Below are 13602 nucleotides of genomic sequence, written 5' to 3'. Positions count from 1 at the left end.
GGGTGTGACGCCATGCGCTGTCGAAGATGCCGTCCTCGGTGGGGAATCGCTGACCGATCCCGCAGGAGCATTCCCAGCCGTACGGGAGCGGGGCGGAGTCGGTGCGGGTCGCGGTGGCGACGACCTTGGCCCCCCTGTGATGCCCGTGGAAGGTCCCGACCCAGAGGGCGGGGCTCGCCTCGGTGGTCATGCGGTTCTCCTTGGTGGGTGACTGGTCAGAAGAGGCAGTGAGCAAGGCGGCCGCGAGGGCGGCCGGGACCTGGAAGTGGCGCGACTCAAGCGTGAACATGGCCGACTCCGGTGACGGTGGCGCGGCCCGCTCGCCAACGAACAGGACCTGGACGACGCGCTCTTCGGCCCCTACGACGAGGACGCGAACGGCGAGGAGTGATCCCGGCGGGCGCCGGTACGGAAGGTCAGCCCTCCGCGCGTTCGGTACCGAGGGCCGAGGATCACCGACCAACTGCCCGCCGACAACCCGCCGTCCAGCACCGGTCGCCGGCATCCCGCCGGAGGCCGCCAATCACCAGCCATCTTGCGAGTACGGAGGATCCATGGGCTGGCGTCACAACGCGGGTCCGGCATGCGCGGGCCGCCGTCGAGCGGGCCGCTCGTCAGGCGGCCATCTCGCTCAGGTTCGGGCCGAGGCCGAAGCTGCCGAACAGGCCCGTCGTGCGGTGCCGTGCGCCGGGTGCGGTGCGTCGGATTCGGCGGGCTTGTGCACGGCGTGCGCGACCTGGCGCTCTGCCGAGGCGGAGATCCGCGAGGCGGTACTGACGGCGGCCGCCGGGCAGGCCGAGGTGGACAACCTCAGCGACGTCGAGCGGGTGGTCGTCCAGGCCGAGTCGGCCCTGCGGCGCGAGGTCGAAGAGGCGAGTGCTCGCGTTCGCGCTGACGGAGCCACCCTTGACGAGGTGGCGTCGTTGGCCCGGCTGATCGCGGAGACCGCGGTCTTCACCTCCCGCCGTTCAGCCTTGGCCCTGCTGGCTCACGGCGAGGTGGCCGCGGCGGAGGCCGACCTGGCGTTCGCGGCACGGATGCGCGGTGCGCACCGGTACCGCACGCGTGCGGATGCCGAGCGTGCGGCGGACGAAGCCGCCGAACAGGCCCGCGAACGCACGGCGCGCTCTCTGCTGTCGGAGCGGCTTTCGGTACTCCGCACCCGGTGGCACCCTGCCGGCGCGGGTGTCACGCACGGCCCGCTCCGGCCTGCATGACCGCGGTGCGGCTCGGCCGCCCGGGCCTCTCGTGGCGCGGAGTCGAAGGCCGACGCACCGGATCGGGCCTACGGGTCGGTGCCGTCGACCGCCGCCGCGTGAAGCAAGCTCGGCGGACGAACCGCCCGCACCGCATCGCCGCCGGAGGTGGTACGGCTCCGGGCCACAGTGCGCACGACCGCACCGCGTCGACCGAAGCGCGGCCGGTGTGCGGTGCGCCAAATGGGTCGGCGTACCACCCGCGGGTGATCTTCGTGTGCGGCGCACCGCACCGGTGCGCCGCGGTGCGGTTTGTGGCCGGCGTCCGCACCGCACCACGTTCGCGCACCGGTGCGGTGCGCGGCCTTGGCGGTCCGCACCGCACCGGTGCGGGACATGATCCAGTTCCGTCCAACCGGGGCAGGTGCGGGGCCGTCGGACAGACGGTACGGGCAGCCGAGCCGACGACGACGGCGCTCCCCGGGCGTCACACAGCGTGTCCGCGTGCACCCCTTGTCGAGGTACGGGAGCAGTACGGCAGACCCCTTGTCGAGGCGGCGGTCGTGTCGGAGGGACCTCTTGTCGAGTTCCGCGCTGTACCCCTTGTCGAGTTCGGCCGACAGCGCCCGTGACCCCTTGTCGAGTCCTGCGTCCTGGCGCTGTACCCCTTGTCGACGGCCTGACCACCCCTTGTCGAGTCGGCCAAGGAGCGGTTTCGCCGTGCCGAGCGTGGCCTCCGGCCTTGTGGCGCGTGCGGGACAGTGCTCCGCCGACCTCGGGGGTGCAGGCGGATGCAGGCCCGGGGGACGGAGATCTCTCCTCCCCCTCTCGGCGCTGTGCGGTCACGGTCCGTACGGAGGGCAGGCGGGTCGAGCGGCGCTCCTCCCGGTGGTGCGCCGAGTCGGCCGGGGCGGTGCGCACGGGTACGCACTCCTCGGTGCGGAGCCGCTGCGCACCACCGGGAGGAGCCGGTACGCGACCGCGCACGGACCGCACCGCACCACCGCACCGTCAAATGCCGTGCGGCTGTGCGGTGCGCACCCGCCGGTGCGCGCACCCCTTGTCGGCGCCCCTTGTCGAGTGGTGCTCACCCCTTGTCGCCGATCCCCTTGTCCGACTCGCGGTGTCCTCCGCCGTCGTGCGTTTTGCCTTGACAGCTTCCGCTGCGCGCCGTGATCAGGCCGACGACAAGGGGGGTCCGGAGAGCGTGAGCGCCATCCCAACCGGATGACGTGAAAGGACGGACACGGACGTGGCCACCAAGAATCACGGCTCTTTCGCCGCCGGCTCCTCCGAGTCCGAGTACGGCTCCAACGGCACGGTCCAGCGCATGAACCGTGACTGGGAAGTCCTCTGCCGCGACCTGCGTGCCGCCGACCACGTCGCCGCCTGGGCGGCACAGCACCCGGAGTTCGACGGGATCGCCGCTCCCCAGGACGTGATCGACCGGCTGACGGCGTTCCGCCGCCGGGGCGACTTCGACGGGTACGACCGCGCTCTCGCGGTGCTTCTCGAGCGGGCCACCGCGGAGACGTTCGACGGGCAGCTCGCCTGGCGGATCGTGGTGCGCGCTCTGCTGCCCAAGGCGATCTCTATCGCGCGGACGCAGATGCATTCCGCGATCGACTGGGACGACCTGATCTCCACAGTCCTCAGCTGCCTGTTCGAGGTGGTGCGGACCTACCCGGTCGCGCGGCGGCCGCACGGGATCTTCGCGAACCTCTCCATGGACACCCTCTCGCTCGCCCAGACGACCCTGGCCGCCGACTTCGACAGCCGCGGCGAGTTGCGCAGGATCGCCGCTTCGGTGTCTCCGCTCGCCGGCGACCGGCGCATCCGGGTGATGCCTCCCGCGGTGGAGGATCCTCACGTGCAGGCCTCGCTGGCCGAACTGCTGGCCCGCGCGGCCGAGCTCGAGCTGGTGGGCAAGAACGAGCCGGAGCTGGCCGCTGACGATCCCCGCGCAGACCTTCTCGCTCTCGTGATGTGGGCGGTCGATGCCGAAGCACTCACGGTCTCCGACGCCCAGCGGATCACCGACTACTACCTGGCTTCCTCGGACGATCCGGGGCGTCCAATCCGTACCACCAGGGCCATGGGGGCCGAGGGCGCCCGCCTGCGCCAGCGCGCCAGTCGCGCGGTGCGGCCGCTGCGCTGCGCCGACCTGGACGCCTACTACCTGGCCGCGGCCTGAACTTCGTCCCCGCTGGATGTCACACGGCGGGCCAAAACCACACCCCTAGTGGTTGATCGGCGCCCAGGCGCACTCATCCCCCCTCTACTGATCCGAGACCGGGAGTACCGCTGTGTCCACGCTTCCCCACCCGCATGGTCCCTCTGTCCCACCGCTCGACGACGACGAGGAGCGCGTCGCCCGGGCCCGGCGTCGTCTGACCGGGCTTGCCACCGCGCTCGTCCTGAACCCGCTCGACCGCCAGGTCCACGCGGACCTGCGCGACTTCATGGACAGCGAGTCGGAACCGGCACTGCAGTCCTGGGAGGCGCTGTTGTCCCGCAGTCCCGACGAACTGCGGGAGCGGATCAGCGCCCTGCTCGGCAGCCAGGTCGCGCGGAGGGCATCGTGATGTTCCGCCGTCGACGAGCAGTACAGGGGGACTGGGCCGAGCCCTCCGTCCAGGACGAGGCCGTCGGACACCACACCGCCGAGGACGACGAGACCGGCTGGCAGTCCAGCGTCGCCGGCATGTCCGGGATGGCCCGGCTCGCACGCTTCGGCATCTGGGTCGTCATCGCCGCCGGCCCGCTGCTGGGTTCAGCTGCCCTGCTCTCCTCCGCATCTCCGAGTCAGGGAGCGACCAAGACCGCCCCGCAGACCCGGCAGGCCTCCGACACCGGGCCGTCCGGCTTCGCCCAGCTGTTCGTCGCGGCCTACCTGGAGGCGGGCGAGGGCACGGAGGCGAACCTCGCCCCGTACTACGCCGGCTCGGTGGCACTTACCCACGACCCCGGCACGCGTACGGCAACGCGCACCGCGGCGATCGGCTCGCACGAGATCAGCCCGGGCTACTGGTCGGTGACCGTCGCGGCCAGCATCGCGGCCAAGACCTCGAAGGACTCCTACCGCGACGCGGGCGTTCAGTACTACCGGGTCGCGATCCAGGCGATCGGCCCGCGCTCGGCCGGCGGGGCAATCGACACCGGCGCGGAGGTCGGGTACACCGCGGTGTCGCTGCCGGCGCAGGTGGCCGCTCCCGAGGCACTCACGCCGGGCGGCCTCGGCTACGGAACCTCCCGCGGCAGCGGCGCCTCGGACCCGGCCACGCAGACCGCGGCCGCGTTCCTCAACGCCTTCCTTGCCGGGAACGGCGAGCTGGACCGCTACACCTCCCCCGGCGTCGAGCTCCAGCTGGTCGCTCCCGCGCCCTACACCGAGGTCAAGATCACCGACGTCGAGGACAACTCCGGTGACAGCGCCGACCAGAAGGTGCCGGCCGACGGCTCCAAGCGGCAGCTGCTGGTCACCGTCGACGCCACCGACAGCGACGGCAACACCTTCCCGCTGGCCTACGCCCTGACTCTGCAGGCCCGTGCCGGCCGCTGGGAGGTCTCCGCCCTCGACGACGCCCCGGCGCTCGGCCCGAGCAGCACGCCCTCCGCCGTCCCCAGCGCGCCCACCACCTCCGACGACTCGGCGACCTCCTCGCCGTCGCCGTCGGTCTCCTGACCCGATCTCACGAAAGGCAACGCACATGCATCCCCTGTCCGACCCGAACACCGTCGTGTTGGCCGGCGACATCATGGACTGGGCCACGCTCAAGACGAACCAGATCATCACCCTGGTAAAGCTGGTCGTCAGCGCCATGGCCCTGGTCGCGATCGCCATGGCGTACTGGAAGACGAAGAGCTGGGTGGCCACCCTGGTCGCCTTCCTCCTCGCCGCGCTGGTGCTGTGGGGCATCGTCAACCTGCCCATCCTGCAGAACAAGGTCGGCTCCGAGATCGAGGACACCGGCTCCGCTCCGACGTCGCACGTCCTCCAGCTTCCCCCCGGCTCGTCCAGCGGGCGGTCGCTGTGAGCGCCTCCGAAGAGGAGCTGGTCGGCCACTCCTACACCCGGGCGCGCAAGCACCCGCTGGTCATCGGCAAGCTCCCGGGAGCCGGACGGCTCCCGGGAGGCCCCTACACGATCACCCAGATCGTGACGATGGTCGTCGTGTTCGCGGCGCTCACCCTGACGCAGAGCCTGTGGGCGCACTTCGGGGTCGGCAACGTCGTGATCATGATCGCGTTCCCGTGGGGGCTGGCGCGGGTGCTGCGCTACGCGCGGATCGACGGCCGGGATCCGGCACGCGCCCTGCGCAGCCTCCTCGTCTACACCTCGACGCCCGCGGATGGCCGGCTCGCGGGCCGGCCGCAGCACACGCCGCGGCCGCGTCTGGTCCGCGGTCACTGCACCGTCCGCATCCTCGCGCCCTCCTCTGCCGCGCCGGTGCCGCAGAAGGCGCCGGCCGCTCGTGCGGCGACGCTGCCCGCCTCCGCCCAGCCGGCCCGCCGGCCGCAGCCCGTGCCGGCCGCGGCCGCCGTATCCACCCTGGCCGACCGGCCTCACGTCGCCCCGCGCACCCAGCTGGAGGAACTACTCGCCTCCCTCGACGCCCGGCGCTCCGCCCAGTAAGACCTGCCTTCTCTCATCGAGGACCGACGCCATGCGCCTTCCTGTCCGTCACGTCAGCGGCCACCTGATCTGGACCACCAACGCCACCGTGTGGGGCGTATGGCGTGTCGACACCGACAACTACACGCACGCCTCCCGCTCGACGAAGAGGGAGCGGCTCGACGCGCTCGAGTCACTGTTCAAGGCGCTGCGCGGTGAGGTCCTGCTGCTGAGCCTGTGCCCGCAGGTGGACGCGGCATCCGTGGTCAAGCGCATGACCTCGGGCGTCGACTGGGACAAGTCGCCGGAGTACATCGATCTCAGTCTGAAGGTCCTGGACCAGCTGGAGGAGCTCGAACTCACCGGCCGGATCGACTTCATGGCCCTGCCGCTGGCCCACACCGACTTCAAGCAGACCACCCGGGCCGTGGCCTCCTCGGCGCAGGCAGAAGTGATGTCCGCCCTCGGACTGCCGGTGCCGCCGGTGAGCGTCCGCGAGGAGGCTGAACGCCTCAAGCAGGCCCGCCGTATGTCCGCGTCCTGGCCCTCCGGTATCAGGCTCCGGCCGGCCACCGAGGCGGAGATCCTCTGGATCTATGGACACAGCGCCCGCCGGGGCCTGGAGGAGCCGCTGCTGCCGGAGGACGGCGCGCCCCGCGCCCTGCGCAGCCGCGGCCACACCGTCGCTGCCCACACGCAGGTCATCCTTGACGAAGGCGGCCGTGGCGACCGGGAGGGCAAGGGCCCCACCAACCCGTTCCGGCGCCGGTACTTGAAGGCCACCACCGAGCACGGCTCCAGCTACCAGGCCTTCTCCGTCCTGTCCGAGATGCCCGAGGCGTTCCGGTTCCCCGGCAGCGAATACCTCGCCGCCCTGGACGACTTCGGCTTCCCCGTCGACTGGATGGTCCGGATGCACATCGAGTCCGGTTCCACGGCCGAGCCCAAATCCCGTAGGCAGCAGCGGGAGCTCGCCCACCAGCGCAACGAATACGAGGGTGAGACCGCGGGCGTACCGGCGTCGTTGGACAAGGCGAGCTTCTCGCTCGACGAGTACCGCGACCGGCTGACCTCCTCCTCCACCGAGGTGGAGATCCGGGCCTCCATCGCCACCTGTGTGTGGGGAGCGACCCCGGACGAGGCCAACGACAAGGCCGCCTCCCTGCAGAACCACTTCGGCGGCAACGACTACACGATGGTGCGTCCGATCGGGGACCAGGTCGCGCTCTTCCACGCGATGCTCCCCGGCACCCGCACCCCCAAGCCCCTGCTCGACTTCACCCAGTACATGCTGGCGCGCGACTTCGCGATGGCGATGCCGTTCTGCGGCGCCTCATTGGGCGACGACTCCGGCTCGCTGTACGGGCTCCAGCTCAACGGCGGCGGCGTGCGGCCAGTACTGATCGACTTCTCGCACGGCCCAAGGGTCAACGCCTCCGCCTCCGCGGCCTTCGTCGGCGAGCTGGGATCCGGCAAGAGCGTCGCCATGAAGACTGCGATGTATTCCGTCCTCTCCACCGGCCACCGCGAGGGGTACGCCAACAGCCGCGGCCGCGCCCTGGTCATCGACCGCACCCCACAGCAGGAGTGGTCCCGCTTCGCCGCCGCGTGCCCCGGCACCACCCAGATCATCCGGGTGGACGAGACCGCCGGCGTCAGCCTCGACCCCCTGCGCGTCTTCCGCGGTCCCCGGGCCGCGCGGTACTGCGAGAGCTTCCTGACCCCGCTGCTCGACATCGCGTCCATGTCCATCGAGGGCGTCACGCTCGCCGAGGCCATCGAGGCCACACGCCTTGGCCCCAACCCCAGCATGACCTCCCTGATCAACACCCTGGCCGAGCGGGCCAAGACGGTCGACCCGGACGAGCCCAACGACGCCGCCGTACGGGCCGCGGCCAGCGAACTGGTGCGCACGATGCGCGCCCTGGCGAAGAAGGACCTCGGGAAGGTGATCTTCGACCCGACCCTGCCGGTCGTGCAGATCACCAACGCCGACTCGATCGTGTTCGCCGTCGACCGGCTCGGCCTTCCCAGCAAGGAAGACCTCTCCGAGCACCGTCTGCCCTCGCTCGAGGTGGAGAAGAGGTTCGGCTGGCGGCTCATGTACCTGATGACGGCCCTGTGCCGGGAGATCGCGTTCGCCAACCCCCAGGAATTCTGCGGCGTGTTCCTGGACGAGTGCTGGTGGCTGACCTCGAGCGCGGAGGGCTCCAACCTGCTGCTCGAGATCATCGCCGACGGGCGCAAGCACAACGCCGGCGCCTTCGCCGGCAGCCACGACCCGTACGACATCGGGCCGAAGAGCGAGATCGGCGACAAGATCCGCGCCCTGCTGAGCCACATATTCGTCTTCCGCCACCGCAGCAAGCCGTTGGCCGCCCGCTGCCTGGAGTTCATCGACCTGGACCCCGCGGACCCGGAGATGATCAAGCTCATCACCGAGAACCTCAGCCCGCTCAACCTCTCCGACGCCGAGCGGCAGCTGCGCGCCGGCGAATGCCTCTACCGCGACCTGCGCAAGCGCATCGCCGGCATGAAGGTCCTCATCCCCGCCGACGAGCTGGCGGCCGAGGCGATCCACACCACCCCCGGCCAGCACGAGGACACAGGCGCCGCGGTCGAGGTACTGCCACTTGAGGGGGCCCTCGCATGAAGCCGCCCCGCCGGCCGCGGCTCTCGCGGCGCGCCCTGCGGATCTGGCTGATCGCCATACCGCTGGCACTGTTCCTCGCCCTGGCCGGGACCGTCGCCTTCGCCGACCCGGAGCCGAACCCGGCGCCCGGCACCGTTCCCACGGCGCCCGGGTCCACCCCGTCCCCGACGCCCGGGACCGGCGGCAGCGCGGACAAGCCGAGCGACGACGACACCTACGACCCGATGCAGCCGCGGCCCGGGGTCACCCCCGCTGCGAACCCGGACAACAAGCCGATCGATGACCTGAGCAAGACCCCGAAGGACGCCAGCGATGGGTTGTTGCAACCCTTCAATGTCACCGACGAGTACGGCGTACCCATCTCCGCCTACAGCGTGGACGCCGACACCGGCGACTGGAACGACATCGACCTGAAGCTGTGGAACATCCTCGCCCAGCTGTTCTTCGGCGTGTGCAAGTGGTTCATAGGCTTCAGCTGCTGGTTGATCGACTGGGCGCTCGGCTTCGGCCTCGCCAAGATCATGGTGGGGCCGGCCGACGACATCGCCACGACCCTGCGCGACCAGGTCATCAACCGGCTCGGCCTGCCCGGGCTGTTCCAGGTCTTCGCGTTCGCCTACGGGGCCTGGCACATCCTGTTCAAGCAGCGCAGCCGCGGCTTCGCCGAGGCCGGGATGTCGCTGGTGGTAGCCGCGCTCGCGACCACCGTGCTCCTGTCGCCGGCCCAGGTTCTGCTCGGGACACACGACGAACCGTCCCCGGGCGGGTCGACGATGCTGCTGTCCGAGGACGGGCTGCTGGGCAAGACAAGAGACTTCTCGCTCGAGGTCTCTGCTCTCATCCTGTCGGACAACCCCGACGGGCAGGCCACGTCCAAGGACGTGAGCCGCCCGATAACCAACGCCCTGGTCGACGCGTTCATCGTCAAGCCGACCCAGCTGATGCTGTACGGCAAGACCTTCGAGGGCGAGTGCGCGAAGGCCTTCGCCCAGGCCTCGCTGATCAAATACAACTACGAGCAGCGCGGCCTGAACTTCTTCGACGCCGAGGCCAACCTGCAGAACACCGAAGGCGGGGCCACCTACAACGACCAGCTACTCAACGCGGGCGAGCACTTCACCAAGGTCTGCAAAGTCGAGGACGGCGACGCCAAGAAGGCCTCCGCCGACCAGACGTTCTCCGCCGCGTTCGTCGCCCTGGCCGCGGTCATCGTGTCGATCCTGATGGTCCTGGTCACCGGCGGCTTCCTCGTCTCCCAGGGCTGGGTCGCCTTCGAAGGAATCCGCGGCCACTGGGCCCTGGCCGCCGGCATCCTGCCCGGTGGCGGCCGCGCCGTGCTGTGGCGCTGGTTCTCGGCAATCACCAAGGCGATCCTCGGCGTTGCCCTCGCGATCCTGTTCCTGGGCGTGTTCATCGTGGTCATCCTGGCGCTGATCGACGCCGACACCGGCAAGGTCCTCGCGGTCAAGTTCATCGTCATCGACGTCGCCGCGGTCGCCGGCCTGGTCGGCCAGAAGAAGATCAAGGAGACCGCCCGGCAGGTCGCCGTCAACCTGAACCGGCGCCTGGCCAACGCCCGGGTGGGCGGCAGCCGGCAGTCCGTGTTCAACTCCTTCGGCCGCTACGCCGAAACCGCCCCCGGGCTCAAGCAGCTGTTCGGCGAGGCGAAGGGCGAGGCCCGCAAGGTGTCCCGCCCGCTCGCCCAGGCCGGCCGCAGCGCCAAGCAGATGTGGGTCGGTCCCCCGCAGAACCGCCGCAAGGGCGGACGAGTCCGCGCCGCCGCGCGGCTGGCGACCAACGCGGCCGCGGCGGTCGGCACCGGTGGAGCCTCGGCCGCAGCCAAGGTGGCGGCCCAGGGCGCGGCCAAGCAGGCGCTGCGCAAGCGGCTGGCCACCGCCGCGGCCAACAAGATGTCCCAGACCCGCGGCGGCCGGGCCACCATGGCGACCGGCAAGGTCGCGGCCGCGACGGCCAAGTACGGCTGGAAGGCCACGAAGTTCACGGCCCTGGCGACCGTGGGCGCCCCCGTCGGCATCCCTCGCGGCGTGGCGGCGACCAAGCGGGGCGGCGCCGCGGCGGCGGCCCGCGCCAACCAGGTCAAGTCCCAACTCACCGCCGCCAAGGACCGGGCTGCCAACCGCGTCGGACAGAAGGTCGACGGAGCCAAGGCCTTCGCCGACGAGTACCGGCGCAACGTCGCCACTGCGAGCCGGTTCGTCGCGCGCAGCAGCGCCAACGCCCAACTGGGCTTCGCCGCCACGTTCGGTACTGCCCAGGCCACCAGCACGTCCGGCCCCAGGATCTCCGCGGCCGCACCCCGTACGCCCGGTGCCCCGCCCGCGACGGGCTCTGCCTCGCCGTCCACGAGCGGCTCCACGCCGCCGCCGTCGGCGCCCAGCGGTGCCGCCTCCGCGGCGGCCGCGGCCGCCGCAACACCACCGAAGAAGAAGGGCGACGACGCGCCACCTGCCCCGCCGGCCCGCGCGCGCACCGTACGCCGCGCCACGCGCCCCGCCGGGCCGCCTCGGCGCTCGAGCTGACCACCGTTCCGGGGCGCCCCCTGCGCCCCGGAACGCAGCCCGCCGCTCCTCCACCTTCTCCTTGCTCACCTCACGGGGGTTCTCATGTCCGCTCCTGGGCCCGGCCGGCCGCGTACCGCCGGCACGATCGCCTTGTTCGTGGCCGCCGCGCTCCTGGCGGCTCTCGGCGCCGCGCTGCTCGTCACGCCAGCGGACCCTTCCCCCTCCGACGGCGCCATCGCGGCGCCCTCGACGACCAACCGGCCCACCCCGGCCCCCGAAGAAGGGCCCGGCCGCCCCCAGCCCTCGGCCACCGCCCCCTCGTCGGCCTCTCCCACCCCGAGTACAACGTCGACGGAAACGCTGCCGCGCGAAGCAGTTGACGTGGCCCGTAACTTCACCATCGCCTGGGCCAGCCACGACGCCCGGCGGGACACCGCCTTCAGCGACGCCGGCGGCCGGGCCGCTGCCTACGCGAGCGGAGACCTCGCCACCGACCTGCGCGAGACGAGCACCCGCTCGGCGCACCAATGGCAGGAGTGGAAAGCCACCGGCACCCGTGTCACGGCCAAGGTCACCCACGTCGCGCTGCCCGACGGAGCCCCGCCTCCCAGCAACGGCCTTGCCTATGCCCGTGTCTTCTACGACCTGGTGGTCGCGCCCGAGAAGGGAGCGGCTCAGCACAGCACAGAACAGCTCGCCTTGGAACTGCGCCAGGACTCCTCCGGCTGGCGCGTGACCGCGCTCCCCAACGCGTAAGGGCGCACGGTGAACAAGTTCCTCAAGACCGTCGGGTACCTGGCCCTGTCCTTCTGCATCCTGATCGGCGTGCTGCTGATGGGCATCGCCTACGTCATCGGCAGCGACAACAGCAGCGACGACCTGCAGAACGCCGGATTCGGCGGCAGCATCTCCGACAGCGCCGGCGTCCCCGACTGGCTCGTCGACCTGATCAACCAGGGCATCAGCGAGTACGGATGCTCCGAGGTCACGCCCGCGCTGATCGCCGCTCAGCTCTACAGCGAGAGCGGCTTCAACCCGGACGCCCAGTCCAAGGACCCGGACACCGGTGCGCCGATCGCGGACGGGATCGCGCAGTTCATCCCCGGCACGTGGAAGGCGCACGGCGTCGACGGCGACAAGGACGGCGACAAGGACGTGTGGGACCCGGCCGACGCCGTGCCGGCCGCGGTCGCCTACGACTGCTACCTGGCCGGACTGGTCGATGAGGTTCCTGGAGACGCCACCGACAACATGCTCGCGGCCTACAACGCCGGCGCGTACGCGGTCCAGAAGTACAAGGGGATCCCGCCGTACGACGAGGCCCGGAACTACGTGAAGAAGATCCGCGATCTCGCCGCTGAGTGGACCGACGCGGTCCAGGAGGGGAGCGGCACCGTCACGGGGTCGGGGAAGACCGGTCGCGTCATCGCCGCCGCTCAGGATGCTCTGGGCACCTATTACCAGTGGGGCGGCAACTGCAAGCGGCCCTACGACCGTAAGAGCGGCAACGGCTGTGACTGCTCGAGCCTGGTGAAGATGGCGTGGTCGGCGGCTGGCGTCAATCTGCCCCGCACCACCTACGACCAGGTGAACGAAGGCAGCCCCGTCCGCTCCGTGAACGACCTGCGCCCGGGAGACCTTCTCTTCTCCGAGGGCAGCGGAGCGAGCCCCAACCACGTCGCTCTCTATCTCGGCAATGGTCAGGTCATCGACGCACCGCGGACGGGGATGAAGGTGCGGATCAAGCCGCTCTCCTACTGGACGTCGCAGATCGTCGCCATGCGGCACATCGGCTGACCCACCCGCCAGGCGGCCTTCGGGCCGCCTCGTCGCGGTGCCTGGCCGATAGCCAGCAGACCAAAGCCTGCCACCGGGTCTTCAGGCCGACAAGACGCCCCTTCGTGGAGCGGCGTGCGCCGGCCCCGCACGGTCCGCGCCCCCGCACGCCCTCGCGATTCCGAAAAGACGGTTCACCGGATGTCACACGGCGGCGCGTTTCGGCACCCCTATAGACATCCGCCACCCCGAAGGCTTTCAGGAGGTACCCGATGTCCCGTCCCCGTCCGCCCCGCCGGACGCCGGTGAGGCCACGATGACGACGAATGACGTGATCGACGAGCTGATCGACACAGCCGGGAAGCTGCCGCAGTACGGGCAGACCGCCATGGACTGGGCTATGGAGAACGCCTGGTGGGTCCTCACCCTGGCCGCCGTCGGTGTGCTCGTCGGGCAGCTGGCCCGGTGGCTGCTGAGCCGTCCGACGCTGCGAGACCGGTCTGCGGTCGAAGTGCTGCCCACCACCGGCTTCGATCCGGTGCTGGAGGACGTGCTGCGGTTCGCCCAGCAGCTCGCGCGGGCTCAGCAGAACGCCTCCCGCTGGCTGCTGCCGGCCCGCGGCACTGCCGTGCGCGTGCGGCTGATGTCGACCGGCGGCCCGCTGACCCTGCGTGTCGAAGGCCCCACCCGGGCGGTCTCGGTCCTGCGCCACCAGGGCTACGCGAACTGCGAACTGCGAGCGGTCACCGGTGATGCCGGCCAGACCGAGCCCCCGAAGATCCGCCTGGGCGTCATGCCCAAGGCCGCCCAGCCTCTCGCCGCGGCGGCGTGACAGCCCGC

General features: G+C 71.0%; 11 protein-coding genes and 1 pseudogene. 11 read left to right on the top strand and 1 reads right to left on the bottom strand.

Features of this window, described 5'->3' with window-relative positions; all coding sequences use genetic code 11:
• Window positions 1–289, bottom strand: a pseudogene (locus tag FNH08_RS08440) (hypothetical protein); the annotation flags it as partial.
• A gap of 427 nt (window positions 290–716) precedes the next feature.
• Between FNH08_RS08440 and FNH08_RS08435 the strand changes: the two are divergent.
• The 11 genes from FNH08_RS08435 to FNH08_RS08385 all read left to right on the top strand — a co-directional run bounded on the left by FNH08_RS08435 (window position 717) and on the right by FNH08_RS08385 (window position 13594).
• Window positions 717–1217 (top strand): hypothetical protein, encoded by a 501-nt coding sequence (locus FNH08_RS08435; RefSeq protein WP_152770768.1) that lies wholly within the window; start codon window positions 717–719, stop codon window positions 1215–1217.
• A 1231-nt stretch (window positions 1218–2448) separates the two neighbouring features.
• Window positions 2449–3390 carry a hypothetical protein gene (locus FNH08_RS08430; protein ID WP_194238418.1) on the top strand — a complete coding sequence of 314 codons (942 nt, stop codon included), beginning with the start codon at window positions 2449–2451 and terminating at the stop codon, window positions 3388–3390.
• Window positions 3391–3502: 112 nt separating this feature from the next.
• Window positions 3503–3781: a hypothetical protein gene (locus tag FNH08_RS08425; protein WP_194238417.1), complete on the top strand. Its 279-nt coding sequence runs from the start codon at window positions 3503–3505 to the stop codon at window positions 3779–3781.
• Window positions 3781–4881, top strand: a complete 1101-nt coding sequence (locus tag FNH08_RS08420; RefSeq protein WP_152770767.1) for a conjugal transfer protein — start codon at window positions 3781–3783, stop codon at window positions 4879–4881. The genes FNH08_RS08425 and FNH08_RS08420 overlap by 1 nt, the downstream gene beginning before the upstream one ends.
• Window positions 4882–4906: 25 nt before the next feature.
• Window positions 4907–5233, top strand: coding sequence for a hypothetical protein (locus FNH08_RS08415; protein WP_152770766.1), 327 nt, complete (start codon window positions 4907–4909; stop codon window positions 5231–5233).
• Window positions 5230–5832 carry a hypothetical protein gene (locus FNH08_RS08410; RefSeq protein WP_322724009.1) on the top strand — a complete coding sequence of 201 codons (603 nt, stop codon included), beginning with the start codon at window positions 5230–5232 and terminating at the stop codon, window positions 5830–5832. The genes FNH08_RS08415 and FNH08_RS08410 overlap by 4 nt, the downstream gene beginning before the upstream one ends.
• 31 nt (window positions 5833–5863) lie before the next feature.
• Complete coding sequence (locus tag FNH08_RS08405) at window positions 5864–8464, top strand: ATP-binding protein (RefSeq protein ID WP_152770765.1); 2601 nt, start codon at window positions 5864–5866, stop codon at window positions 8462–8464.
• Window positions 8461–11004 carry a hypothetical protein gene (locus tag FNH08_RS08400; RefSeq protein ID WP_152770764.1) on the top strand — a complete coding sequence of 848 codons (2544 nt, stop codon included), beginning with the start codon at window positions 8461–8463 and terminating at the stop codon, window positions 11002–11004. The genes FNH08_RS08405 and FNH08_RS08400 overlap by 4 nt, the downstream gene beginning before the upstream one ends.
• A gap of 84 nt (window positions 11005–11088) precedes the next feature.
• Window positions 11089–11742: a hypothetical protein gene (locus FNH08_RS51710; protein WP_228033984.1), complete on the top strand. Its 654-nt coding sequence runs from the start codon at window positions 11089–11091 to the stop codon at window positions 11740–11742.
• Between the two features lie 9 nt (window positions 11743–11751).
• Window positions 11752–12783, top strand: a complete 1032-nt coding sequence (locus FNH08_RS08390) for a C40 family peptidase (RefSeq protein WP_322724008.1) — start codon at window positions 11752–11754, stop codon at window positions 12781–12783.
• Window positions 12784–13078: 295 nt separating this feature from the next.
• Window positions 13079–13594: a hypothetical protein gene (locus tag FNH08_RS08385; RefSeq protein ID WP_152770763.1), complete on the top strand. Its 516-nt coding sequence runs from the start codon at window positions 13079–13081 to the stop codon at window positions 13592–13594.
• The last annotated feature ends 8 nt before the right edge of the window (window positions 13595–13602 follow it).

The sequence above is a fragment of the Streptomyces spongiae genome, assembly GCF_009377185.1.
In the GTDB taxonomy this organism is placed as follows: Bacteria; Actinomycetota; Actinomycetes; order Streptomycetales; family Streptomycetaceae; genus Streptomyces; species Streptomyces spongiae.
Note: the sequence above shows the minus strand (reverse complement) of the source record. Positions and strands in the feature narration are given on the sequence as shown.

Excerpts from the sequence above, each read along its gene's own strand:
- FNH08_RS08420 (WP_152770767.1), top strand. The coding sequence starts at position 3,781 with ATGTTCCGCCGTCGACGAGCAGTACAGGGGGACTGGGCCGAGCCCTCC.
- FNH08_RS08415 (WP_152770766.1), top strand. The coding sequence starts at position 4,907 with ATGCATCCCCTGTCCGACCCGAACACCGTCGTGTTGGCCGGCGACATC.
- FNH08_RS08405 (WP_152770765.1), top strand. The coding sequence starts at position 5,864 with ATGCGCCTTCCTGTCCGTCACGTCAGCGGCCACCTGATCTGGACCACC.
- FNH08_RS08400 (WP_152770764.1), top strand. The coding sequence starts at position 8,461 with ATGAAGCCGCCCCGCCGGCCGCGGCTCTCGCGGCGCGCCCTGCGGATC.
- FNH08_RS51710 (WP_228033984.1), top strand. The coding sequence starts at position 11,089 with ATGTCCGCTCCTGGGCCCGGCCGGCCGCGTACCGCCGGCACGATCGCC.
- FNH08_RS08385 (WP_152770763.1), top strand. The coding sequence starts at position 13,079 with ATGACGACGAATGACGTGATCGACGAGCTGATCGACACAGCCGGGAAG.